The sequence below is a fragment of the Sunxiuqinia sp. sy24 genome, assembly GCF_052677165.1.
In genome coordinates, this window is sequence record NZ_JBQYLH010000001.1 from 281872 (window position 1) to 307087 (window position 25216).

A 25216-nucleotide genomic window follows, 5' to 3' on the forward strand; every position below is an offset into this window, starting at 1 on the left:
ATTGTTAAATTTTATCTCAAAAATTGATTATGAATCAAATTATTAAAACAATTGACCTTGGCAATGGCCGGACCATTACGATTGAAACCGGTCGTTTGGCAAAGCAAGCTGATGGTGCAGTTGTCGTTAGAATGGGTGACACCATGTTGCTGGCCACGGTGGTTTCGGCAAAGGAAGCCAGAGAAGATGTTGACTTCATGCCCGTATCGGTTGATTACCGCGAAAAATTTTCGGCTGCAGGTCGTTTTCCCGGTGGATTTCTAAAACGCGAAGCTCGCCCAAGTGACGATGAAATTTTGGTTGCCCGTTTGGTTGACCGTGCTCTTCGTCCTCTTTTTCCCGCTGATTACCACGCTGAAACAGCAGTGATGATCAGTCTGATCTCCTACGATGAAAACGTCATGGCCGATTCATTGGCCGGATTGGCAGCCTCTGCTGCTATTGCCGTTTCTGATGTGCCATTTGAAGCGCCAATCTCTGAAGTGCGCGTAGGTCGTGTTGCTGGTGAAATGATTGTGAATCCAAGCAGTGCTCAATTGGCTGAAGCTGATATCGATATTATGGTGGCAGCCACTTATGATAACATCATGATGGTTGAAGGTGAAATGGATGAAGTATCGGAAGAAGAGATGCTGGAGGCCATTAAGGTTGCACACGATGCCATTAAAATTCATTGTAAAATACAGGAAGAATTAGCCGCTGAAGTAGGTGTTGTGAAGCGTGAATATTGTCACGAAGTGAACAACGAAGAACTGAAAGCAAAAGTAGAGGCTGACTTGTTCCCTGCTTGTTACGATGTTGCTAAGCAGCAAATAAAAGACAAACAACTTCGTATTGAGTCATTCGGTAAAATCGTGGATGACTATGTCGTGGCTTATTTGGAAGCCAATGCCGAAAACGAAGAAATGGACCTTGTTCAGGATGAAAAACTAATCCGTCGCTATTTCCACAAAGTGGAAGGTGAAGCCATGCGTCGCATGATTTTGGATGAAGGTATTCGTCTGGATGGTCGTAAAACAGACGAAATCCGCCCAATCTGGGGTGAAGTGGATTATTTGCCGGGTGCGCATGGTTCTGCCATCTTCACTCGTGGTGAAACCCAATCGCTTTCATCCATTACGTTGGGTACCAAAATGGATATTAAAAAGATTGATAATGTGACTTTCCAGGGAACTGAGAAATTCCTGTTGCATTACAACTTTCCCCCCTTCTGTGTGGGCGAACCAAAAACACCACGCGGCTTAGGTCGTCGTGAAATTGGTCATGGTAACCTGGCTTTCCGTGCGCTGAAACGCATGATTCCTCAGGACTTCCCTTACGTGGTGCGCGTTGTTTCCGATATCTTGGAATCAAACGGATCATCGTCAATGGCAACTGTTTGTGCCGGAACGATGTGTATGATGGATGCCGGTATGAATATGAAACGTCCGGTTTCGGGTATCGCTATGGGATTAATCTCTGATAAGGAATCGGGTAAATTTGCCGTTCTTTCTGACATCTTGGGTGATGAAGATCACTTGGGGGATATGGACTTCAAAGTAACCGGAACCGAAAAAGGGATTACCGCTACTCAAATGGATATCAAAGTAGACGGACTATCTTATGAAGTACTGACACAAGCTTTGCATCAGGCGAAAGAAGGCCGTCAGCACATTCTTGGAAAAATCCTTGAAGTAATTCCTGAGCCTCGTGTTGAATATAAACCAAACGTGCCACGCGTTGAAACCATTCAGATTCCGAAGGATATGATTGGACCAATCATTGGCCCTGGAGGTAAGAATATTCAGCAAATGCAGGAAGAAACCAATACCGTGATCGTGATCGAAGAACGCGATAATTTTGGTTGGGTTGAAATTTCGGGCTTGAACAAAGAAGCTATGGATGCAGCCAAAGAACGTGTAAAACGAATTATTGCTCTTCCTGAAAAAGGTGAAACCTACAAAGGAAAGATCAAAAATATCACTACGTTTGGTGCTTTTGTTGAAATCATGCCTGGCAAAGAAGGTTTGCTTCATATTTCTGAAATTACCTGGGAGCGTTTGACCAATGTGGAAGATGCTTTGAAAGTTGGTGATGAAGTAGAAGTGAAACTGCTGGACATCGACCGCGATGGCAAACTGAAACTTTCTCGCAAAGCGTTACTTCCAAAACCGGAAGGCTATGTTGAGCGCGAACGCAGCGACCGTGGAGGCGATCGTCGTCCACCACGCCGCGATGGTGGTGATCGTCGCGAAGGAGGTGATCGTCGTGACGGAAGAGGAAGCCGAGACAATCGGGGTGATCGTCGGCCGCCAAGAGAGAATAGAGACTAACACTACTTTATAAATAGATGCCCGCTTGTCGGGCATTTTTTTTCTTTTGTTATGACAGAATGGAGTCAAAGAATAGCAGCTCAGATTGAGCAAGAGCTGAAAGGAACCAAAGAAAGTGATTTGCGCTTTATGCGAGTTGCTGAATACCTTCGGATGCTCACCCAGATTGATGAGTTCTCGGATAGCTGTCCGCATTGCAGTCAATTAAAGGCTGAAATTGAAAAGGAGGCGAACACCATCAGGCAGGCTGTTACTCAAGTAGGCCGAGAACGCCGGAGTTACGACAAACATATCGACAAGCTGGCGCGTCATTTGAAAAAAGAGCACGGTTTTTATCCTCCCTATTTTTATACCTATTCGTATAGTTTTTCCTATACTGCAGTGGCGGGCCTTGTCGGTTTTCTTATTAGCCTGCTGTTTCCATCTATCGACCGCTGGTTTTTTCTTACTCCCGGCATTGTTATTGGGCTGCTGGCGGGCCAATTCGTTGGAAATCGGAAGGATGCACGGATCCGCTCAATGAATAAGTTGCTGTAATTATTCCCACGGGTTGAATACGGATAGGTTTTTGGCAGTTGCAACCCAAATTATCCGAAGATGAAGAATATCTTATACTTATTAGTTGTCGTATCGATGAGTTCCTGTATCAACAAGCAAACAATAAAGTATCCGGAGACCAAAAAGGAAGCAGTGAAAGACACCTATTTTGGCACCGAAGTAGCTGATCCTTACCGTTGGCTGGAAGACGATAATTCGGCTGAAACATCGGCCTGGGTTGAAACGCAAAACAAATCGACCTTTAGTTACCTTGAATCGCTTCCGTATCGCGAAGAAATAAAAGGACAACTGACCAACTTGCTCGATTATCCCAAACATGGAACGCCTTTTAAAAGAGCGGGTAAGTATTTCTTTTTTAAGAATGACGGGCTTCAAAATCAAAGTGTTTTATACATGACGGAATATTTGGATCAGGAAGCTGAAGTTATTCTCGATCCCAATACGTTTTCCGAAGATGGAACTATCGCCTTGTCGGGTATTGAACTTTCGGAAGATGGGCAACACTTGGTCTACATGGTGGCCAAGTCCGGTTCTGATTGGAATGAAATTTTCGTGAAGGATCTTAAATCAGGCAAGTTGCTCGACGATTCTATTCAGTGGGTTAAGTTCTCGGACCTTGCCTGGTACAACAATGGTTTTTATTACAGTGCCTATGATCAGCCGCAAGAAGGAACTGAATTGTCTGAGTCGAACCAGTTTCAAAAGATTTACTATCACCAGTTGGGAACTCCGCAGGCTGCCGACCAGCTGATCATGGAGGATCAGGATAAACCCAAGCGGATGTTTGGCGCTGAAATTACCGATGATAAGCGTTTTCTACTCATCTCTGTTAGTGAAGCTGCGCATGGGAATGCGCTTTCGGTTAAGGATTTGTCCCAGAAGAATGCTGACTATATTTCCTTAATGGATCGGTTGGATTTTGAGTTTGAGGTACAGGGTAATGTGGGCGACAATTTGTTTGTTCGTACCAACTATCAAGCACCCAAATACCGGTTGATTAAAATTAATATCAATCAACCCGAAGAGGAAAATTGGGTGGAAACGATTCCAGAGAAAGAAGAGGTTTTGCAATCAGTCAGTTTTGTTGGTGGCCGGATTGTAGCCGAATACATGAAAGATGCGCATAGTGTAGTTGAAGTGTATGATTACGATGGGGCCTTGGATTTTGAGATCGAAGTTCCTGGTATTGGAAGTGTTGGTGCTTTTTCTGGAAAGAAAGATGAGCCGGAGGCTTTCTACAGCTATTCATCCTTCAACACCCCCGGCGAGATTTATCGTTTTGACTTTGAAACGCAGGAATCATCTCTGTTTTATCGGCCTGAGGTAAAGTTTAATCCGGATGATTTTATCGTTAAGCAAGAGTTTTTTGTATCGAAAGGGGGGACACGGGTTCCCATGTTTATTGTTCATAAGAAAGGCATTAAACTGGATGGAACAAATCCAACCTTGCTTTATGGTTATGGTGGATTCAATGTTAGCCTGACGCCGTCGTTCTCAACCACCCGAATGGTTTTTGTTGACAATGGTGGTATTTATGTGGTCGCTAACTTGCGTGGTGGTGGGGAATATGGAGAAGACTGGCACCAGGCGGGGATCAGGCTCAATAAACAGAACGTATTTGACGACTGTATTGGGGCTGCCGAATATTTAATAGCTGAAAATTATACTTCCAGTGATAAGCTCGCGTTGATGGGCGGTTCGAACGGAGGATTGCTTGTGGGGGTGGCTATTAACCAGCGTCCGGACTTGTTTCAGGTGGCTCTGCCCGCCGTAGGAGTTATGGACATGCTTCGTTTCCATAAGTTTACCATTGGTTGGGCTTGGGCTGGCGATTATGGAACCAGCGAAGACAGTCAGGAGATGTTTGAGTACCTCTACGCTTACTCACCTTATCACAACATTCGGAAGGACGTGGATTATCCAGCTGTGTTGGTAACTACAGCCGATCATGACGACCGCGTAGTGCCGGCGCATTCCTTTAAATACATTGCCCGCTTGCAGGATTTGCATGCCGGACCAATGCCTACGTTGATCCGGATTGACACCAAAGCCGGACATGGTGCTGGCAAACCAACCGCCAAGGTTATTGATGAATACACTGATGTTTGGTCGTTTCTATTTTACCATCTTGGAATGAAAATGTAGTATTGGAAGCTTGGTTTAAGAGTTGTTAATCGACAAGAAATTATTGTACTTTTATGTCCCGGAAGTGATGAAGCTTCCGGGATTTTTTTTGATATGAAGATCAATTATTTAGTTATAGAAGGAAACATAGGCTCCGGGAAAACCACCCTCGTTAATAAGATTGCTGAGGAGTTCGAGGCACGGACGGTGCTGGAAGGATTTGATGATAACCCTTTTCTGCCTAAATTTTACAACGACCGTGAAAAGTTCGCTTTCCCTTTGGAGATGTCGTTTTTAGCAGATCGATACAATCAGCTGAAGCGAAATATTCGCGAGTTTGAATTGTTCAGCTCCTTTCTGGTTTCAGACTATTACTTTATGAAATCCCTGATTTTTGCCCAAACAACGCTCTCGCCTGATGAATATATGCTCTATAAACGCTTCTTTGATATTATTTATGAAAAACTTCCGAAGCCGGATCTCTATGTTTATTTGCATGCGGATGTTGAAAAGCTGATCCGTAATATTGAAAAAAGAGGTCGAGCTTATGAGCAAAATATGGACCCGGCTTATCTGGAGCAGATTGGTCAAGGTTATTTCCGGTTCTTTAAGCAACAAAATGATTTTCCGATTCTGGTTGTCGATACCAATAATATTGATTTTGTGCATGATGAAAGTCATTTTAGGCAGTTGCTTTCCCTCATTTTCGAAACCGACTATTCATCTGGGATTAACAGGGTTTTAGTGGATTAAAAAAGTAGGTCAGATGCTTTTATTTCGTTAAAACATTGCTATTTTTGTGTACAAGTACCGAATTAATTCAAAATTAAATATTCTAATACTGTCGACATGAAAAAACTTAGTTTAAAAACTCTATCCTTTTTTGTTTTGGCTGCAGTCCTTTTCGCAGGCTGTTCTAGCCTTAAGAAGATGAAAAAGAATGCAGATGACATTAACTTCAAAGTGACTCCTGAAATTTTAGAAGCCCATGGTGGTGATGTGGATGTTGCTATTGATGGCCGTTTTCCGGCAAAATATTTTAACAAAAAGGCGACAATTGTTGCTACTCCTGTTTTAAAATATGACGGTGGTGAAACTGCTTTCGAATCGGTAACTCTTCAAGGGGAGAAAGTTGATGCCAACAATAAGGTGATTAGCTATACTGGTGGAAATTTTTCTTACAAAGATGCAGTTGCATTTGAAGACGGCATGCGTGTGTCTGATCTTGAAATTCGTATTACTGCGTCAAAAGGATCTAAAAGCTTAGATTTTGAGCCTATTAAAGTGGCTGATGGCGTATTGGCTACTTCTGAAATGGCTATTAACTACCCATCTCCAATCATTGGTATTCAGCGTGAGAAAAACACAACTGGTGTTTATGATCCTAATATCGACGAGTTCCAACGCATTGTTCCAGAGCAGTATGTCGCTGACATTCATTACTTGATCAACAGCTCTTACGTTCGTGGGACTGAGTTGAAAAGCGAAGATGTAAAAGAATTGTATGCATACGCTAAAGATGCTTTTGAAGCTGAGCGTAAAGAATTAAAAGGTGTTGAGATTTCAGCCTACGCTTCTCCTGATGGTGAATTGGATTGGAATACAAAATTGTCTGAACAACGTGAAAGTTCTTCAAACAAAGTTGTTTCCAGAGAATTGAAAAAAGCTGAAGTTGAAGCTGAACTGAAAACAAAATTCACTCCGGAAGACTGGGAAGGTTTCCAGGAAATGATGGAGAAATCAAACATCCAGGATAAAGAGTTGATCTTGCGTGTTCTTTCAATGTACTCAGATCCTGAAGTACGTGAGCGCGAAATCAGAAACTTGTCTGAAGCCTTTACGGTTGTTGCTGATGAGATTCTTCCAAAATTGCGTCGTTCAAAAATCGCTGCTAGCGTTGATTTGATTGGTAAAACGGATGAGGAAATTGCTGCTTTGGCTGACTCTGATCCTGCATCATTGAACCCCGCTGAATTGCTTTACGCTGCAACTTTAACTGCTGACCAGAACAAAAAATTGGCTATCTACAATTCATTCATCAAAGTTTATCCTAAAGACTGGAGAGGTCATAACAACGCTGGAATGATTTTAGCTCAGCAAGGAAAATATGATGAAGCGAAGCCATTGTTCGAAAAAGCAGAAAGCTTGGCAAGCGATGAGCCAATCATCAAAAACAACTTGGGTGCTGTAGCTTTGCGTCAAGGTGATGTAGATAAAGCTGAAGCTTTATTTGGTGCTGCCTCAGGTGCTGGCGAAGAAGTAAATTACAACTTAGGTATTGTTGCCTTGAAAAAAGGCGACTACGACAAAGCCGTTCAGTTGTTTGGCGACAGCGATTCTCCAAATGTAGGTTTGGCTAAAATCCTGGCAGGAGATAACAATGGTGCTTTGAAATCATTGGAGAACTGTACTTGGGAAGGTTGCTATATGAAAGAATACTTCAAAGCTGTTGTTGGTGCTCGTACAGCTAAAGAAAATCTGATGTACGAAAGCCTTGAGAAAGCTGTTGAGATGAAACCTGAATTGAAAGAAAAAGCGGCTTCAGATTTAGAATTTGCTAAATACTGGGATGACGCCAAATTTCAAGGAATTGTAGAATAATTACATCGATATAGATGATCTTAAAAAAGCGACTTCATTTGAAGTCGCTTTTTTAATGCTTTATTTTTGATTGGGGTGAATTAATACCGGAACTTCTTAAACAGGTCCCATAAGACAATGCCGGCACTGACCGAGATATTGAAGGAATGTTTGATCCCGAATTGGGGAATTTCAATGGCTCCATCACACAGATCAATTACTTTTTGCTGCACCCCTTTCACCTCATTGCCAAATACGAGGGCTAACCGGTCGGTGGTTTTTACTTCAAAATCAGGAAGCATAATGCTGTTTTCTACCTGTTCAATCGCAAATATGCGATAGCCCTCATCTTTTAGTTTTTGAATGGAATCTTCTGTCTTTTCAAAATAGCTCCACGGAACCGATTTTTCTGCGTCGAGGGCTGTTTTATGGATTTCTTTATTGGGCGGTGTAGCTGTGATTCCGCACAAATGCACGGCCTCAATCAGCAAGGCATCCGATGTTCGGAACACCGAGCCGATGTTGTTGCAACTGCGAATATTATCCAGTACAATCACCAAGGGAGTTTTCTCCGTTTGCTTATATTCTTCGGCACTGATTCGGCCGAGTTCGTTTGTTCGTAGTTTACGCATCAAAGTTGTTTAAAGTTGAAAACACAATTGTTTGTATTCTCCATTTAAATTAGCAAATAAGGAATACTCGAAATATCGAGGCATCCAGAATCTTTTCTGTCTCTGAGCTCAAGATTTCAGCATAAAGGGCATTCGTTTTTCAAGGATCCAGCATCGAGCACTCAAGGGCCTACCATTCAACGGGTTTTCTTCGGAAAGGCATGCTCATGCAGCGAGCTCCACCACCTCCACGAGCCAGTTCGGAACCGGCAATGGTAATCACGCATTTTTTGTTGTCCGGAAGCACTGCTTTTCCACTAATATAATCTTTCGCTTTAATGACCTCAAAGCCATTTTTGTTGAGCTCTTCTACGGTATTGACATTACGTTCGTAGCCAATGACCTGTCCTGGGGCAATGGCGAAAAAGTTGGCGCCACTGTGCCATTGCTCGCGCTCCTGGGTCCAAATGTCTTTGCTTCCACCACATTGGATCGGTTTCAGATCCATCCCTAATTTTTTCAGTGCTTCCGGCAAGTTTTTTTCTTCCGTAATGGACGAAACTTCTCCATTTTCAATTTGAATATGAATGGTATGGTAGCGGTTGGTGCCCAGAATCAGCGGTTCGTAAACCATGCAGGCATCACGATCAAGGAAGGTGAAAACCATGTCGAGGTGAATAAAGGACTCGGGCATATCGGGTAATTCCTGGACAATGACATGGTGGATTTTTTCTTTCTTTGCTTTGATGCTTTCCAGAATGAAGTCGATGCCTTCGGTACTGGTTCGAATGCCGGTGCCAATAACCAGCACATCTTCGCGTGCTACCTGAAAGTCACCCCCTTCAATCATGATCTTCTGGCCAGCGTTTAGTTCTCCAAAATGCAATGGATTCAATGTTTTCGTTTCAATTAAGGGGTGATTGTTGAAAATGGTTTCCATAATCAAGGCTTCGCGGTCGCGAACTTTATTAGCCATTTTGCCAATAACGACCTCATTGCGGAATGACATGGAGGCGTCGCGCGTAAAGAGAAAGTTATGCAACGGTGCTAAGCTGAACCGTTCCTGACTCAGGTAGCGGGTTAGGTTATCGCGCTTAATGGGCACCCCTTGAATAAGCTGTCGGGCCAGTTCATTGGCATCAATTTCAAGCAGGGCCGGAAGAATATCCAAGGCTTTTTCAGCGGTGCATATTTCCCGCAGCATGTTTTTCCTAACAATGTCGTTGCTTAGGACATCGCTCAATAGGTCCTTTACTTCGAAACAGCGACTGGCTTTTGATAGGACTCCTTTCAGCTGCTGGTACTCTTTTCCGGCTACTGCCAGGTTCAGAATATCGCTGTACAGGGCCCGCTTGGCTGTTTCGGGTGTCATCTCTTCAACTTCCAACCCAGGCGTATGTACAATTACGCCTTCGAGTTCGCCAAACTCTGACGCTACGTTCACTTTTAATCTTTCAGACATGTTACCATTTTCTAAAATTTGCACAAATATAGTAACTCTAAACCGAAGCTAATCTGAAACAAGCCTGATTCGTTTCAAGTTAAATAACATGTCAGTATCTTTGTAGTGGAAACTATGAAACAATTATTGATCTTGGTCATATTCGTTTTTGGTTTGACTGCGGGAGGGAAGGCCCAGCAACCGGACTCGCTTCATTTTCTCGATGCTATTGAGGCGAACGGGGATACCTTGCCGCACCGGAAGCTGGAAGAAATTCCGGTTTTTTCTAAGCCCAAGTTTGAGAACCGACGACAGGAAAAACGCTACTACCGGCTCGAGCGAAGAGTTAAAAAAGTGTATCCGTATGCAATGAAAGCGGCTGAACTGCTGACTAAATATGAGGCTGAATATCTGGCGGCGAAGAATGAAAAGGAGAGACGGAAATATGTGAAGCAAGTTGAGAAGGAATTGTTTGACCAATACGGGCCTGAGCTGAAAAAGTTGTCGATTTCGGAAGGGCGAATTCTCATTAAGTTGATTGATCGCGAGACCGGGCATACCTCGTATGAGTTGATTAAAGATTTGAAAGGTGGGCTGGTAGCTTTCTTTTGGCAGGGGGTGGCGCGCCTGTTTGGCAATGACCTGAAAGATGAATACGATCCGGTGGTAGAGGATATGCTGATAGAGCAAATTATCTTTCGGATTGAGGCGGGAATTATTTGACTTGGCTGCATTGCTATTTCAGAATGCAAGTATAATCGAAGGAAATGAAACGTGTATTTATTGCGATTAAAATAGAATTGGATCCCGATCTTCAGCAGTTCATTCGGCGATTAAAGCAACAATTGAAGGAGGAACACATTCGCTGGGTGCCCAATGACAAGCAGCACCTCACGCTTCGGTTTTTGGGCGATCTTTCGGAAGAGCAGATCAACCTGGTGCAAGCTGCGATGAAACGGGTGGTGGCTGATCTTCAGGTTTTCTCATTCCAGCTAAATGGCCTTGGTCATTTCAATCATCGGGGACAACCGGCGGTTATCTACCTGGCCGCCCCCAAAAACGAAATGCTTTATGAGCTTGTCCGGCAGTTTCGAGCGGAATTACAGGAGATAGGAATCGACTCATCGAAAAAGTTCACTCCGCACCTGACTGTGGGACGACTTAAGCATTTGAGAAACCGGTTGCAGTTTGAGAGGATTATGGAAAAATTTGGCGAAACAATGGCTCAGGAGGTGTTCGTGCGCGAATTTGTTTTGTACGAAAGTCGCTTGTTCCCTTCTGGACCTGAGTACCATGTTCTGGCAAAATACACGCTGAGATGATTTATTTTCCATTGCCTTTAAAACAGGCAATCAAGGTGTAAATCAGTATTTTGAAATCGAGGTAAATGGATATGTTTTTCAGATAAACCAAGTCGTATGGCAGCCGTTTCACCATCTGATCAACAGAAGACGCATACCCATATTTAACTTGCCCCCAGGATGTAATTCCGGGGCGAATTTTGTGTAAAAGGGTAAAGTGCGGTGCCTTTTTTACAATCAGGTCAATAAAATATTGACGTTCCGGACGCGGGCCAACCAGCGACATCTCTCCTTTTATGACATTGTAAAACTGTGGAATTTCATCGAGATGTGTTCCCCGTAAGAATTGACCGACAGGGATAATTCGTGGGTCATCTTTCCTGGATAATTCTGGGCCGTTTGTTTCGGCATGATGAATCATGGTTCGGAACTTATAAATCGTAAACGGTTTTCCAAAACGCCCAATTCGTTCTTGTTTATAGAGTATCGGGCCATCGCTTTGGAGTTTAATGAGAATGGCGATCAGAAGGTAGACCGGCAGAAACAGGAGGAAGGCCAGCATGGAAAAGCTGACATCAATCAGACGTTTGAGCTTGGCTTGCCAGGCAGGCAAAATTCCGTTCGATATTTTCAGCAGCGGACTGCTGTAGATGATGTTGGTTTTTGCATTTCCTGACAATAGATCGTATAAGTCGGGAATCCCCCAGATAGTTATGGAGTGGTTTTGTATTGAAGTCAAAATGCGTGTGAGCAGGTCGTGTTGCGAGGACTCAATGGCAATGATGACTTCTTCGAGCTTATATTTTTGGGCGATATCGGTAAAATCGTTCAAGGTCCCCAAATAAGGAAGATGGCTTGAAAGTGTGTGTTGGTCATTCTCTTCAATGCTTAAAAAACCGATAAACTGAAAGCCCGCAGGGCGTGGCTGGTTGCTTAACTCGTGATAGATTTTCAAGGCTTTTTCGTTGCTTCCGATCAGCAAGGTGTTGAATCCGAATTTTCGATGGTGAATAAGGTGGATGATGCGACTGGTTTGGATAAGACGGAAAATATAGGTCAGGCAAAAGTGAAGAAGAAAAAGGGTGAAAAACAGTCGGTAGTAATCTTTATAACTGCTGATATAGTCATCGAGTATGAGGGTGAAAAAGATGATGATCACACCCGCTAGCGAGCTTAAAAAAGTTTGGCCCAACTCAAGTAACCGCGATTTTCGAAAGATATTGCTGTAATAGCCCGAAAGGTAGTAGAGAAGAATCCAGCATGCAGGGATGGTGAGTAGGCCAAGGTAAAACTGATTCGTCAATTCAAGCGGAACTTCGGTTCCAAAATGTTGCGGCTCGATTTGTAGTTTGCGGTACAGGTAAAACAGAATCCAGCTGATGGCTGCCGCAAAGAAGTCAAAAAATAAGTACCTGACTACTTGTACTTTTTTATTCATAGAGCTGAATTTGGTCTGTTTAAGCTAGTGTAGCTTATTGACTGAAACGAGCTACAGGGTTAAATATTGCTCTAATTTAGCCTTTTTAGCCATTCCTCCATCGGTTCTGAACAAAGAACTTTCTCTCGGATATTCCGGGGTTCGGTTGTTTGCTTTGATGTCTAAATAGTTTCAGTCGTGTGATGAGATGAACTTCAGGATTTCGGCAGCAAAAAGTCCTTCGATACGAATTCCTATTCTAGTTATAGCTTCAATTTAGAAATAAAAGGCTATTTTCAAGAACTTAGTAAAATCAGAACTTTTCAACGGAATTTGTTGATAATGTTGGCCGGGTAAGGCCACGATATACAATCATTTTGGTGTATTTTTACCTAAAAATTGGATGCTAATGGATGCTCGCGATAGTTTAAGACATAAGGGATTGCGAAAGCGATTAGTTGAAGGTATTCGTATTAAGGGAGTTAGAGATCAGCGGGTGCTGGATGCCATGGCCAAGGTGCCGCGTCACTTGTTTATGGATAGCAGCTTTATTCAGTTTGCCTATAAAGATCAGGCGTTCCCGATCGGTGCCGGACAAACCATTTCCCAACCTTTCACAGTTGCTTTTCAAAGTCAGTTGTTAGATATTCAACCCAATGACAAAGTGCTGGAAGTGGGGACTGGTAGCGGTTACCAGGCCGCTGTGCTGGTTGAAATGGGAGCCATCGTATTTACCATTGAGCGGCAACGCGAATTGTATTTGAACGTTCAGCAGTTGTTACCAGAGCTGGGGTATCATCCCAAGTTTTTTTACGGCGATGGCTACAAAGGGCTACCAACCTATGGCCCGTTCGATAAAATAATTATAACAGCCGGTGCCCCACATATTCCCGAAGATTTGCTTCTGCAGTTGCGGGTCGGTGGTGTTTTGGTGGTTCCGGTAGGACCAACCGAAAAACAAATCATGTATAAAATTACCCGAATTTCAGATGATGAGTTTGAAAAAGAGAAACATGGAACCTTTGTTTTCGTTCCCATGTTAAAGGGTACCGTTAATTAAAAAGAGAATGATACAAGTTAAGAAGTTTACATTTAATCCGATACAGGAAAATACATACGTTTTGTATGACGAAACCGGCGAATGCATTATTGTTGATGCTGGTTGTTTTTTCGATTACGAGCAGCAGGAGCTGGATAAGTTTATTCAGGAAAAGCAATTGAAGCCAGTTAAGCTGGTGAATACCCATTGCCATTTCGATCATATTCTGGGTGTCAACTATTGCAGGGCCAAATACAATATCCCGTTTTACGCGCATGAGGAAGATGCCTTTTTGGTAGAAGCCATAACAGAGCACGGCGATCGGTTTGGCGTTCCGGTAGAACCAGTTGATTCGGCAGACCATTCGCTAACGGAAGGTGAGCCAATTCTTTTTGGGAATTCCTCTTTGGAGGTCATTCATGTTCCGGGGCATGCTCCGGGACACGTGGTGCTGCATCAGCCTGATCAGCAATTCATGCTGGTTGGTGACGTCTTGTTCTATGGAAGTATCGGACGTACTGATCTTCCAAAGGGGAATTTTGAGCAGCTGGTTGGAAACATCAAAAACAAGTTATTTAAGTTTCCTGATGAAACCTTGGTATATAGCGGACATGGTCCCGAAACCAGCATCGGATTTGAAAAGAGTAGCAATCCTTTTTTAATGTCTTGAACAAGTTAGTTGGCGGGTAAAAATCATTTTTTTATCCGCAACTTCCAGTTAATATTACCGCAAACTTTAGATATAAAACAGAAAGCATGGGAAGTGATAATTTTGTAACCCGCCATATTGGTCCTCGGGAAGAGGATATCAAAAGTATGCTGGAGACCATCGGTGTTTCCTCGCTCGAAGAGTTGATCGATCAGGCGGTGCCAGCCAATATTCGGTTGGACAAGCCATTGCAGTTGAAAGATGGACTGACCGAAAGAAAATATTACCGTCGGATTCATGATCTGGCAAAAATGAATAAGGTGTTCAATACCTATATTGGGATGGGCTATTACGACACCATAACACCCGCTGTAATTTTGCGGAATGTGCTTGAAAATCCCGTTTGGTACACTTCATACACCCCTTACCAAGCAGAAATATCTCAAGGACGGCTGGAAGCTTTGCTGAACTTTCAAACGATGGTTTGTGAGTTGACAGGCATGGAGCTGGCTAACGCTTCGTTGCTGGATGAGGCCACGGCAGCTGCCGAAGCCATGGTGATGATGTATAACGGCCGTTGCAGAGCGAAAGCGAAAGCTGGAGCCAATGTGGTTTTGATTGATGAAAATATGTGGCCTCAATCGCTCGAAGTCCTTCAAACAAGGGCTAATCCTTTAAATATTGATTTGAAGATTGGGCGAACATCCGATTTTGTTTTTGACGAGCAGGTGATTGGATTGATCGTTCAATACCCCAACTCTAATGGAGAAATTCTATCGTATGGGGATTTGGTTGAACAAGCGCATGCCGTTGACGCAAAAGTTGCTGTTGCTGCCGACTTGCTGAGCTTGGCCTTACTGACTCCTCCCGGAGAGTGGGGTGCCGATATCGTTTTTGGTAGCTCGCAGCGTTTTGGTGTTCCCATGGGCTATGGGGGGCCACATGCCGCTTTCTTTACCGCGCGCTCCGAGTACAAGCGGATAATGCCGGGACGGATTATTGGTGTTTCAAAAGATAAACATGGCAATCATGCCTTGCGTATGGCTCTGCAAACGCGTGAGCAGCATATCAAGCGCGAAAAAGCAACCTCCAATATCTGTACAGCTCAAGCCCTATTGGCGACTATGGCTGGTTTTTATGGTGTTTATCATGGAGCGGAAGGAATTTGCGGAATTGCTGAACGGGTACATGCTATTGCCGTTCTATTAGATAAAGAAATTACAGCGCTGGGCTATCAGCAGTTAAATAAGAATTATTTTGACACCATCCGATTTGCTTTGCCTAAGCATGTGAAACGTGACGACATTGAATGGCTTTCGCATGAATTGGAGATGAACTTCCGCTATTTCGAAAACGGGGAGGTTGGCTTAAGTATTGATGAAACAACCAACCTGGAAGATATCAACTGGATTATTGAAGTATTTGCTAAGGCAGCGAATAAACGTTATCCGCATATTGTCGATTGTCCGGAAGAGTCTACTATTGATACCGCTTTTGTGCGTCAGTCTTCTTTTATGAAGCAGGAAGTATTTAAAAAATACCGCTCCGAAACGGAGATGTTGCGTTACATCAAAAAGTTGGAGCACCGTGATATCTCGTTGGCGCACTCTATGATTCCACTTGGATCGTGTACCATGAAACTGAATGCTGCCACGGAAATGTTACCCCTAAGCTGGTTTGAATTTAGCAGTATTCATCCTTTTGTGCCTAAAAATCAGGCTCGCGGATACCATGAGATGATGGAAGAGTTGCGACGTGATTTAGCTGAAATTACAGGCTTTGCCGATGTAAGCTTACAGCCTAACTCGGGTGCTGCCGGCGAATATGCTGGATTGATGGTGATTCGCGAATACCATTTAAGTCGTGGTGACGATCATCGAAATGTTGTGTTGATTCCTTCATCGGCCCACGGTACAAACCCGGCAAGTGCGGTGATGGCCGGCATGAACGTGGTGGTGGTGCCTTGCGATGAAAGAGGAAATGTGGATGTGGATGCCCTTCGGCAAAAGGCGGAAGAATACAAGGATACGCTTTCGGCCTTTATGGTTACTTATCCTTCGACTCATGGTGTGTTTGAAGCATCTATTGTGGAAATGTGTGAGATTATTCATCAAAATGGTGGACAAGTTTACATGGATGGTGCCAACATGAATGCACAGGTGGGTTTAACCAATCCGAAGCGAATTGGAGCCGATGTTTGTCACCTGAACCTGCATAAGACTTTTGCCATACCTCACGGTGGCGGTGGCCCGGGTGTTGGCCCTATTGGAGTGGCTGAACACTTGGTTGAATTTCTGCCATCGCATCCAGTTATGAATAACGGACATGTTGGAATTTCAGCCGTTTCGGCAGCGCCATGGGGGAGTGCCTCTGTATTGCCGATTACCTACGGTTATATAAAAATGCTAGGAGCCGATGGGCTGACAAAAGCGACGGAGATTGCCATCTTGAATGCCAACTACATTGCCAGTCAGTTGAAAGATTCGTATGGCATTTTATATGTTGGTGAAAAAGGACGGGTGGCACACGAAATGATTTTGGAGTGTCGCCATCTGAAAACTGATTCTGGAATTACCGAAGCCGATATTGCCAAGCGCTTGATGGACTATGGTTTTCATGCGCCAACGCTGTCGTTTCCGGTTCATGGAACCTTGATGATTGAGCCAACTGAAAGTGAATCGAAAGAGGAACTGGATCGCTTTATTGAGGCTTTGAAATCGATTTTCGAAGAAATCCAAGCTATCATCAGTGGAGCGTCAGAGAAGGACGATAATCCCTTGAAAAATGCGCCGCACACAGCCGATACGGTTACCTCCGACAACTGGGAGCATTCCTACAGTCGTCAGCAGGCTGCTTTCCCACTGTCGTGGCAAAAAGAAAATAAATACTGGCCACCTGTTGGTCGTGTTGATGATGCGTATGGCGATCGCAATTTAATGTGTACCTGCGATCCGATAGAATCTTATCAATAGTTACCATATCATGACTGCTGTTTCGTATCTTTACAGCAGTCATTTTTTTTATTATGATTACATATCCGATTGCCAAAATTAATTTGGGTCTCCTGGTTACCGGGAAACGACCTGATGGGTTTCACAACATTGAAACCATTTTTTATCCAGTCCCCATTCAGGACGCGCTGGAAGTTGTCGTGTCCGATGTTTTTAATATCACCATTTCGGGTATCGACTTGAATGAAGATCCGGAGAAAAACCTGGTGGTAAAAGCTTACCAATTGTTGAAAGCAGACTTTCAATTGCCTCCTGTAAATATTCACCTGCATAAAAATATTCCGGTAGGAGCAGGACTTGGTGGCGGTTCGTCAGATGCCGCTTATATGCTGCTTCTTTTAAATGAGCTGTTTCAGTTGGAGCTTACGGAGGAGCAATTGCTGAATTATGCCTTGCAATTAGGTAGCGATTGTCCGTTTTTTATTCGTCATAAACCTGCTTTTGCCCAAGGTCGCGGTGAGTTGATTGAAGAGATTGCGCTTAATTTGGCGGGCTATTACCTGGTTGTCGTAAAACCTTCGATTCATATTTCAACCCCTGAAGCTTATCAAGATATTGTTCCCGCTATGAGTCGGATTTCCCTGAAGGCTTTGGTCCATTTCCCCCTTTCGAAATGGAAGGGCAACTTACAAAATCAGTTCGAGCACTCTGTTTTTGTGAATCACCCCGAAGTAAAGGAGATTAAAGAGAAATTGTACCAGTTGGGAGCTGCTTTTGCCTTAATGTCGGGAAGTGGTTCTGCAGTGTATGGTCTTTTTCGGTCCGATAAAAAGAATCTTGCTGCTCATTTCTCAGCCGATTGCCATATTTTCACACAGAAGCTTTAATCCTTTTAAGATTCCTTAAGATAAATTTCAGAACCTTTAACAAGCTTGTCGGTAACTTTTTGCCTTTTGGTGAGTCTCTTGATTAGAACACAATTGGAAACATTCACGAAAGTCTTAAAGCGATGAAACAACAAAGTAAACAAATTCTTTTATTAGCTCTTATTATGCTTGCTCTGACCGGCATGCACGTTAACGCAAAAACAAGCTTAATGGAAACTGAAATTGAGCCTGAGCTGGAACTTGAAAACTGGATGATTGATGATTTTTTCTGGAATCAAGGGGTGATCGATTGGAGTGTGGCAACTGACAAGAACTTGACGCTTGAAGCCTGGATGATTGATGATGCTTACTGGCAATAAATGGGAACCTGGTTTTATCTGGGAGTCAAGAAAGACAAAAAAAGGGGCCTAAGCCCCTCTTTTTATAATGGTTTGATTTCAAGCATCAAATGTTTCTTCGGAATTTTCTCTCCCGGTTTTACATGCACTTTAACGATTTGTCCATCAAATGGCATCTGCACGTTATTATGCATTTTCATGGCTTGCAGAATCAGCAGGCTGTCGCCCTCTTTCAATTTTTCACCCGCTTTTACGTGAACATCAATGATGGTTCCCGGGATGAATGAATAGATCAGATTCTCATTTGGAGTAGACCAAATTGGCCGGTTCCGGTATTTGCGCGTGTACTCTGTTAAGTACTTTGCGCTATGAACGATAATCGTTTCGTATTTCTTTTCAGTCATACTGCTTCTTTTACGTTTAAAATGGAGGAATTCCGTGCTTTTTGCTTGGTCCGCTTACAGCTTTGTTGGCTGACACCTGTAAGGCGTGCAACAACATTTTGCGGGTGTCTTCAGGTTCGATAACCTCATCAATATACCCTCTTGCTGCGGCAACATATGGATTGGCAAATTTCTCTTTGTACTCCTCAATTTTAATCTGGCGCATGGCTTCCGGATCTTCTGCTTCGGCGATTTCTTTACGAAATACGATGTTGGCAGCTCCTTCAGGTCCCATAACCGCGATTTCAGCTGTTGGCCATGCAAACACAAAGTCAGCACGCAGGTGACGTGAGTTCATGGCAATATAACCTCCACCATAGGCTTTACGGATAATAACTGTAATTTTTGGAACAGTCGCTTCACTGTAAGCATACAGAATTTTCGCACCATGACGGATGACGCCGGCATGTTCCTGATCTACACCAGGTAAATAGCCAGGTAAGTCTTCCAGCGTAATAATAGGAATATTGAAAGCGTTACAGTAGCGAATGAAGCGAGCTGCTTTATCCGAGCTGTCACAATCCAATACACCAGCCAGTACTTTGGGCTGGTTAGCGACAAAGCCGACTGTTTCTCCATTCAAACGACCAAATCCAATCACGATGTTTGGAGCAAACAATTCCATGATTTCAAAGAATTCTGAATCGTCTGTAATTGCTTGAATAATATCACGAATGTCATAAGGCATTTTGGGATCACCGGGAACGATATTCTCAATTTTCGTTTTCTTCTTTGGAAGCTGAGGCTCAATTTTCGTGGCTTTCTGCTTGTTGTTCCATGGAATGTAAGCCATCAATTTCTTGATTTGATCAAAGCATTCCAATTCGCTTTCAGCATAAAAGTGTGCGTTTCCAGTCACTTCAGCATGAACTTTTGCTCCTCCAAGCTCTTCCATCGAGATTTCCTCGCCAAGTACGGTTTTGATCACACTTGGTCCGGTGATAAACATTTTGGAGATGTTATTTACCACAAAGACGAAGTCAGTCAGCGCTGGAGAGTATACGGCTCCACCGGCACAAGGACCTAAAATAACCGAGATTTGAGGGATTACACCTGAGGCAAGCGTGTTACGGAAGAAAATTTCGCCATAACCGGCCAGCGAGTCAACACCTTCCTGAATACGGGCACCACCAGAGTCATTGATTCCGATTAAAGGTACGCGCATTTTCAAGGCGTGATCCATGATTTTTGTGATTTTCCGGGCGTGCATTAAGCCCAGGGAGCCACCTGCTACGGTGAAATCTTGCGCAAAAATACAAATCGGAGAACCATGAATTGTTCCTGTTCCGATGATTACACCGTCGCCGTGCAATTTCTTTTTTTCCATGTCAAAATCGCGACCAACGTGCTCAACAAACAGGTCATACTCGTGAAATGAACCCTCGTCAAGGATGTATAAAATACGTTCGCGGGCCGTGAGCTTCCCCATGGCTACTTGTTTCTCAATGGCTTTGTCTCCACCACCTTTGAGAACTTCACTTTTCCTTTTTCGAAGGTCAAGGATATTCCGTTTCAACGACATATCATATAGTTTTAATTAAAAAAAATGTCTCGTTTTTGTTTGAGACCGTTATGATTTTGTGTTTGTTTTATGTTCTTCAACGGGGTAAAATTAGAACTTTTTCAAACACATTGCTACTTTTTTAAAACATTTGATGTTTGCTCTTACGAGAGACTTAATATTTGGTTTTGAACAATTTGCTGAATGGTTTGAAGGTTCGCTTAGCGGCTCCCCCATTTGTACATGTATGCAGCTAGCCCTCCAAAAATAATGTTGGGGATCCATGCGCCCAGCAAGGGGGAGACAGCTCCTGAAAGTGCAAAAACAGTCGATATTTGCATAAACATGATATAGGTGAATGCTTGCAATATTCCCAGTCCTAGATGAAGCCCCAGTCCTCCTTTTACTTTTCGAGAGGCCAGAGAGGCTCCTATAATTGTCAGAATAAAGGCGGAAAAGGGTCCTGCAAAGCGCCGGTGTCTTTCAATCTCAAATTCCGTGGTGTTAACCCCTCGCAGCTTCATGTCTTTAATTTCACTACTCAGCTCTGGCAGAATCATGGTTTCCACAATGTTCTTCATAACCCTGTAGTCATCAGGAGCCATGTTTAACGTTGTATCAAGCTTGGTGCCGGTGTTGATGGTCTCGGTGTAGCCATCAATGTCACGAATCACGTAATTGTTAATAATCCATTTCTTGTCTTCGCGATCCCATTTGATGTAATCGGCTTCAAGCTTCGATTTTAATTCGCCGTCTTCAAATTTCTCAATGGTGAATTTGTAGCCTACATCATTTGATGTGTTGTAGCTTTGCATGTAGATGAAAACCCCAGGCGATAGCTGCCGGTGAATGTTTCTTTCCAGGTAGTTTCGGGGTGAATCAATGTAGGTGCTTCTGAATTCAATTCTTTTTTTATTCGACGGCGGAATGATATAGTTGCCCAGCGTGTAAGAGAACAGCGCGATCATAAAGGCCGAAATCATATAGGGACGCATCAGCCGGGCATACGAAACGCCGCTGCTTAAAATGGCAATAATTTCCGAGTTGTAGGCCATTTTCGAGGTAAAGAAGATAACGGCAATGAAGGTGAACAGCGCACTGAATAAATTCGCGTAAAACGGAACGAAATTCACGTAATAGTCGAAGATAATTGCCTTCATGGGGGCATCTTTCGAGATAAACTCATCGAGGTTTTCCGATACGTCAAATACCATGGCAATGCTAATGATCAGTGCAATGGCGTAAAAGAATGTCCCGAGGAACTTCTTTATAATATAGATGTCAATTGTTTGCAGCCTTGGTATTTTCATATGCACCACTAAGTTTCTTTATGCTGAGAATTTATAAGCGTCTGCCTAGTTTTTGAACGAGCTCTTCTTTCCATTCCTTAAAGGTGTTGGCCAGAATTTGCTGGCGGGCTTCCTTTACGAGCCACGAATAAAAAGCCAGATTGTGTTGACTGCCAATTTGAGCTCCCAGCATTTCATTTGAAACGATAAGGTGGCGTAGAAAAGCCTTCGAATAGTGATGATCAACAAAAGAAGTGCCATCGGGGTCAACCGGAGAGAAATCGTCAGCCCACTTTTTATTTTTGATATTGATAATTCCGTTTTTAGTGAAAAGCATGCCATTGCGTCCATTTCGCGTAGGCATCACACAGTCAAACATGTCGACGCCACGATCAATGGCTTCCAGAATGTTGATAGGAGTTCCAACGCCCATCAGGTAGCGGGGTTTTTCTTTCGGTAGGATGGGGTTAACCACCTCAATCATGGCGTACATGTCTTCTTCTGATTCACCCACCGACAGGCCTCCAATAGCGTACCCGTCGCTAGGAATTGAACTGACGTGTTTGGCCGCAGCCTCCCGTAGATCAGGATAAACAGCTCCTTGTACAATGGGGAAAAGTGATTGCTTGTGCCCGTAAAGTGGGCTGGTTTTTTCCATCTGGTTAACACAGCGCTCCAGCCACCGCTGGGTTAGCCCCAGCGATTTCTTGGCGTAATCGTAGTCGGCATCTCCCGGGGTGCATTCGTCAAAAGCCATGATGATGTCAGCCCCGATTTTACGTTGAATATCGATCACACTTTCCGGGGTGAACAGGTGGCGCGATCCATCGATATGAGACTGAAACTTAGCACCCTCCTCGCTTAGCTTACGGATGTCTCCCAGCGAAAAGACCTGAAACCCACCACTGTCTGTTAGAATAGGGCCGTCCCACCCATTGAATTTATGCAGGCCGCCAGCTTGTTCTATAATGTCGGTTCCCGGACGCAGGTATAAATGATATGTATTACCCAGAATAATCTGAGCCTGAATGTCTTCTTTTAATTCTTTAACATGAATCCCTTTGACAGATCCGGCTGTTCCTACCGGCATGAAAATGGGTGTTTCAATTGCCCCGTGATCTGTTTCCAACCTTCCGGCCCGGGCGTTGCTGTTAACTGCTTGATGTTGAAGCGTAAAGTTCATGTGTCAATTTTTGAGTGCTCAAAGATAGGCATAAAAGTTAAACCACCAGAAAGCTACCGTTATCACTAAAGGTTATTTTAATTTGAAAAAACGGAATTAAATCTGTTTGATTGTTAAATTTGCGTGCAAAACCTGAACATGGATAGCAACTTTTTTGATCGAACAACGTTGGAATGGATCGCCCTGGCCATTTTCTTTGGTGCTGTGGCGATAGAGTTGTTTTTTTTACTGTTTTTTTACCTTCGTTTGTTATTGATCAAACAACCATCGTTGCCCTCCGCAGAACGGTCAGTGAGTGTTTGCCTGGCGGTGCGCAACGAAGAAGAGCGCATTGAAGCGGTGCTGACTCAGTTGTTGGAGCAAGACTATTCGAATTTCGAGGTGATTGTGGTGGACGATTTTTCAGGAGATTGCACCATTCAAAAGGTTGCCCAGTTATCGAAAAAATATCCCCAGTTGAAATTTACGTCTATCAGTCAGGAAACCAATTTCTCAGAGAAACTATCGATTAACCTGGCGATGAAGGCGTCTAAATCGGATCGGGTGCTTTTTTTACGGCCCGATAGTCTGATTGATGATCGGGATTTTCTGAAAAAGGAGAATGAGCTCGCTGGCGATTCGAGTCTGTTGATTAATTATACTAATTTAGAATACCAGCGGAATGTGCGGAATAAACTGTGCCGGATGGAGCGTTTCACCGCTTTCTTAAACTCGGCGGCTTATTCTTTGGCGGGCTTGCCGGTCGTTTATCAGGATAGCAATGTGCTTTTTGTCCCGTCGCTCTATTTTGATCAATCGGGATTCAAAGGAAAGATGAATGATCATTTTGCCAACCTGGAGTTGGTGCTGAATGCGGTTGTCAAAAAGAAAATTCGAGTTTCGCTGGATGCAAAAACCATTGTAAGAGAGCGATCTGTGGCTGAGCGCGGAGACTTTTCTGCCCTTTTGAAAAAGAAAATTTGTCTGAATCGGCAGTTGAATTTGGGACAGCGATTCGTTTATGGGCTGACTGATGTTTCAAAATTGTTGTTTGTGGGTGTCGGGGGGTGGCTATTAGTTATTGAGGCTCAAAATTGGCTGTTTTATGCCATTCCAGCCCTATTTGTTCTTTTTTTGCAACTTTTTATTGTCAAAACTATGGCAGCCCGTTTGAAGGAAGATAAAATCTTTTTATCTTCGTTTGTGTACGTTTATATCAGACCGGTGCTTAATTTGTTACATAGTTTTAAAATTTACATCCACGATAAACGAAATAAATGGAATTGAATCCTAACTTGTCCGATAAGGCCCAACAGGATTATGCCTTGGTTGAATCTGCCCTTAGAGGGGATGAAAAAGCTTTTGCAAAACTGTTGAGTAAATATAAGGATGCCATTTATTTCATGCTCCTGAAAATGGTTAATAATAAAAGCGATGCCGAAGATCTGACGATCGAAGCTTTTGGTAAAGCCTTTAAAAACCTACACCAGTACTCGCCCAGCTATGCGTTTAGCACCTGGCTGTTCAAAATCGCCTCGAACAATTGTATTGATTTCTTACGCAAGAAAAAGGGTGTGCATGTATCTATTGAGAGTAATCCCGATAGCAATGATAACGAGCAGTCAGTGCGGCTTAAGTCAAAAGACCCCAATCCGGAGGAGAAACTGATTCGTATCCAGAAAGCCATTTTGTTGCGTCGCATTGTTCACAAACTGAAGCCTCGCTACCGGACCTTGGTGGAACTTCGATATTTTCGCGAATATTCGTATGAAGAAATCGCAAAAGAGCTAAATTTGCCGCTCGGAACAGTGAAAGCTCAATTGTTCAGAGCACGCGAAATGCTTTTTAAAATGATTGAGTCTACGGAGATCGACGACCACGAGTCTTAACTTCATCGTCTGCAAATCACTTGTTCTGTTGCGTGGCAAACGAAGCTAAAGCCCGGTTGTTGGCGGTTTTGTAATTTTATTGTAAGTGTATTCTATGGAAATCATCACCAAATATTTTCCGGACTTAAATGTTCGGCAGCAAGAGCAACTGTCGCAATTAGGAGAGTTGTATCGCGAGTGGAATGAAAAAATTAACGTTGTTTCACGAAAAGATATCGATCATCTTTACGAGCGGCACGTCCTTCATTCGTTGGCGATCGCTAAATATATCCAGTTTGAGCCGGGTACTTCCATCATGGATGTTGGTACCGGAGGCGGTTTCCCAGGAATTCCGCTGGCCATCCTTTTCCCGGAAACGAATTTTTTTCTGGTCGATTCCATTGCTAAAAAGATCAAGGTGGTTGAAGGTGTCAGCCAAAGTTTGGGATTAACCAATGTGGAGGCCGGGCAAAACCGGGCCGAAAAAGTTCCCGGGCAGTTTGACTTTGTTGTGAGCCGTGCGGTGACGGCCTTTCCTAAGTTTGTTTCGCTGGTTCGGAAAAAGATTAGTAAAGTTCAGCACAATTCGTTGAGCAACGGTGTCTTATACCTGAAAGGCGGTGATTTTGCCGATGAATTGGAATCTTTTAAGAAACAAGTGACGGTGTATCCGCTCAGCGATCAATTTGAGGAGGAATTTTTCGAAACAAAAAAACTGATCCATTTGCGTCTTTGATCGCCTCAA

Annotated in this window: 22 protein-coding genes; 15 read left to right on the forward strand and 7 right to left on the reverse strand. The window is 43.5% G+C overall.

What is annotated here, in order from left to right; all coding sequences use genetic code 11:
• Window positions 1–29 precede the first annotated feature (29 nt).
• From pnp to ACUNWA_RS01120, 5 genes are all read left to right on the forward strand, one after another.
• The gene (gene pnp, locus ACUNWA_RS01100; RefSeq protein WP_445590027.1) at window positions 30–2312 is read left to right on the forward strand and encodes a polyribonucleotide nucleotidyltransferase; all 2283 of its coding nucleotides are present in this window, start codon (window positions 30–32) and stop codon (window positions 2310–2312) included.
• Between the two features lie 51 nt (window positions 2313–2363).
• Window positions 2364–2849 (forward strand): hypothetical protein, encoded by a 486-nt coding sequence (locus ACUNWA_RS01105; protein WP_445590028.1) that lies wholly within the window; start codon window positions 2364–2366, stop codon window positions 2847–2849.
• Between the two features lie 60 nt (window positions 2850–2909).
• A complete protein-coding gene (locus ACUNWA_RS01110; RefSeq protein WP_445590029.1) occupies window positions 2910–5015 on the forward strand; it encodes a prolyl oligopeptidase family serine peptidase in 2106 nt (701 codons plus the stop codon).
• A gap of 93 nt (window positions 5016–5108) precedes the next feature.
• Window positions 5109–5747 carry a deoxynucleoside kinase gene (locus ACUNWA_RS01115; protein ID WP_445590030.1) on the forward strand — a complete coding sequence of 213 codons (639 nt, stop codon included), beginning with the start codon at window positions 5109–5111 and terminating at the stop codon, window positions 5745–5747.
• A 96-nt stretch (window positions 5748–5843) separates the two neighbouring features.
• A complete protein-coding gene (locus tag ACUNWA_RS01120; protein ID WP_445590031.1) occupies window positions 5844–7595 on the forward strand; it encodes a tetratricopeptide repeat protein in 1752 nt (583 codons plus the stop codon).
• A gap of 80 nt (window positions 7596–7675) precedes the next feature.
• Here the strand turns inward: ACUNWA_RS01120 and ACUNWA_RS01125 are convergent, their stop codons facing one another.
• Window positions 7676–8206, reverse strand: a complete 531-nt coding sequence (locus tag ACUNWA_RS01125) for an RNA methyltransferase (RefSeq protein WP_445590032.1) — start codon at window positions 8204–8206, stop codon at window positions 7676–7678.
• 169 nt (window positions 8207–8375) lie between these two features.
• Window positions 8376–9647, reverse strand: a complete 1272-nt coding sequence (locus ACUNWA_RS01130) for an arginine deiminase (RefSeq protein WP_445590033.1) — start codon at window positions 9645–9647, stop codon at window positions 8376–8378.
• A gap of 114 nt (window positions 9648–9761) precedes the next feature.
• Here ACUNWA_RS01130 and ACUNWA_RS01135 point away from each other — a divergent pair, with 114 nt between their 5' ends.
• Both ACUNWA_RS01135 and thpR read left to right on the forward strand, forming a co-directional pair.
• Complete coding sequence (locus tag ACUNWA_RS01135; RefSeq protein ID WP_445590034.1) at window positions 9762–10349, forward strand: DUF4294 domain-containing protein; 588 nt, start codon at window positions 9762–9764, stop codon at window positions 10347–10349.
• A gap of 44 nt (window positions 10350–10393) precedes the next feature.
• Window positions 10394–10948, forward strand: a complete 555-nt coding sequence (gene thpR, locus ACUNWA_RS01140) for an RNA 2',3'-cyclic phosphodiesterase (RefSeq protein WP_445590035.1) — start codon at window positions 10394–10396, stop codon at window positions 10946–10948.
• Between the two features lies 1 nt (window position 10949).
• On the opposite strand, the gene ACUNWA_RS01145 is transcribed toward thpR, so the two are convergent.
• Entirely contained in the window at window positions 10950–12365 is a 1416-nt protein-coding gene (locus ACUNWA_RS01145) for a sugar transferase (protein ID WP_445590036.1), read from the reverse strand.
• Window positions 12366–12753: 388 nt separating this feature from the next.
• Here ACUNWA_RS01145 and ACUNWA_RS01150 point away from each other — a divergent pair, with 388 nt between their 5' ends.
• The 5 genes from ACUNWA_RS01150 to ACUNWA_RS01170 all read left to right on the forward strand — a co-directional run bounded on the left by ACUNWA_RS01150 (window position 12754) and on the right by ACUNWA_RS01170 (window position 18229).
• The gene (locus ACUNWA_RS01150; protein ID WP_445590037.1) at window positions 12754–13404 is read left to right on the forward strand and encodes a protein-L-isoaspartate(D-aspartate) O-methyltransferase; all 651 of its coding nucleotides are present in this window, start codon (window positions 12754–12756) and stop codon (window positions 13402–13404) included.
• Between the two features lie 7 nt (window positions 13405–13411).
• Entirely contained in the window at window positions 13412–14053 is a 642-nt protein-coding gene (locus ACUNWA_RS01155) for an MBL fold metallo-hydrolase (RefSeq protein ID WP_445590038.1), read from the forward strand.
• An 86-nt stretch (window positions 14054–14139) separates the two neighbouring features.
• Window positions 14140–17004 (forward strand): aminomethyl-transferring glycine dehydrogenase, encoded by a 2865-nt coding sequence (gcvP, locus tag ACUNWA_RS01160; RefSeq protein ID WP_445590039.1) that lies wholly within the window; start codon window positions 14140–14142, stop codon window positions 17002–17004.
• 53 nt (window positions 17005–17057) lie between these two features.
• A complete protein-coding gene (gene ispE / locus ACUNWA_RS01165; protein ID WP_445590040.1) occupies window positions 17058–17870 on the forward strand; it encodes a 4-(cytidine 5'-diphospho)-2-C-methyl-D-erythritol kinase in 813 nt (270 codons plus the stop codon).
• 209 nt (window positions 17871–18079) lie between these two features.
• A complete protein-coding gene (locus ACUNWA_RS01170) occupies window positions 18080–18229 on the forward strand; it encodes a hypothetical protein (protein WP_445590041.1) in 150 nt (49 codons plus the stop codon).
• Window positions 18230–18291: 62 nt separating this feature from the next.
• Here the strand turns inward: ACUNWA_RS01170 and ACUNWA_RS01175 are convergent, their stop codons facing one another.
• The 4 genes from ACUNWA_RS01175 to tgt all read right to left on the reverse strand — a co-directional run bounded on the left by ACUNWA_RS01175 (window position 18292) and on the right by tgt (window position 22624).
• The gene (locus ACUNWA_RS01175; RefSeq protein WP_445590042.1) at window positions 18292–18612 is read right to left on the reverse strand and encodes a biotin/lipoyl-containing protein; all 321 of its coding nucleotides are present in this window, start codon (window positions 18610–18612) and stop codon (window positions 18292–18294) included.
• Window positions 18613–18628: 16 nt separating this feature from the next.
• Complete coding sequence (locus ACUNWA_RS01180) at window positions 18629–20173, reverse strand: acyl-CoA carboxylase subunit beta (protein ID WP_445590043.1); 1545 nt, start codon at window positions 20171–20173, stop codon at window positions 18629–18631.
• Between the two features lie 200 nt (window positions 20174–20373).
• Window positions 20374–21462 carry an LptF/LptG family permease gene (locus ACUNWA_RS01185; RefSeq protein ID WP_445590044.1) on the reverse strand — a complete coding sequence of 363 codons (1089 nt, stop codon included), beginning with the start codon at window positions 21460–21462 and terminating at the stop codon, window positions 20374–20376.
• A 31-nt stretch (window positions 21463–21493) separates the two neighbouring features.
• Window positions 21494–22624 carry a tRNA guanosine(34) transglycosylase Tgt gene (gene tgt / locus ACUNWA_RS01190; RefSeq protein ID WP_445590045.1) on the reverse strand — a complete coding sequence of 377 codons (1131 nt, stop codon included), beginning with the start codon at window positions 22622–22624 and terminating at the stop codon, window positions 21494–21496.
• Between the two features lie 138 nt (window positions 22625–22762).
• Between tgt and ACUNWA_RS01195 the strand changes: the two genes are divergently transcribed.
• The 3 genes from ACUNWA_RS01195 (at window position 22763) to rsmG (ending at window position 25207) form a co-directional block, all read left to right on the forward strand.
• Complete coding sequence (locus ACUNWA_RS01195; protein ID WP_445590046.1) at window positions 22763–23890, forward strand: glycosyltransferase; 1128 nt, start codon at window positions 22763–22765, stop codon at window positions 23888–23890.
• Window positions 23881–24492: an RNA polymerase sigma factor gene (locus tag ACUNWA_RS01200; protein WP_445590047.1), complete on the forward strand. Its 612-nt coding sequence runs from the start codon at window positions 23881–23883 to the stop codon at window positions 24490–24492. Before ACUNWA_RS01195 ends, ACUNWA_RS01200 begins: the two co-directional genes overlap by 10 nt.
• 94 nt (window positions 24493–24586) lie before the next feature.
• Complete coding sequence (gene rsmG, locus ACUNWA_RS01205; protein ID WP_445590048.1) at window positions 24587–25207, forward strand: 16S rRNA (guanine(527)-N(7))-methyltransferase RsmG; 621 nt, start codon at window positions 24587–24589, stop codon at window positions 25205–25207.
• Window positions 25208–25216 lie beyond the last annotated feature (9 nt).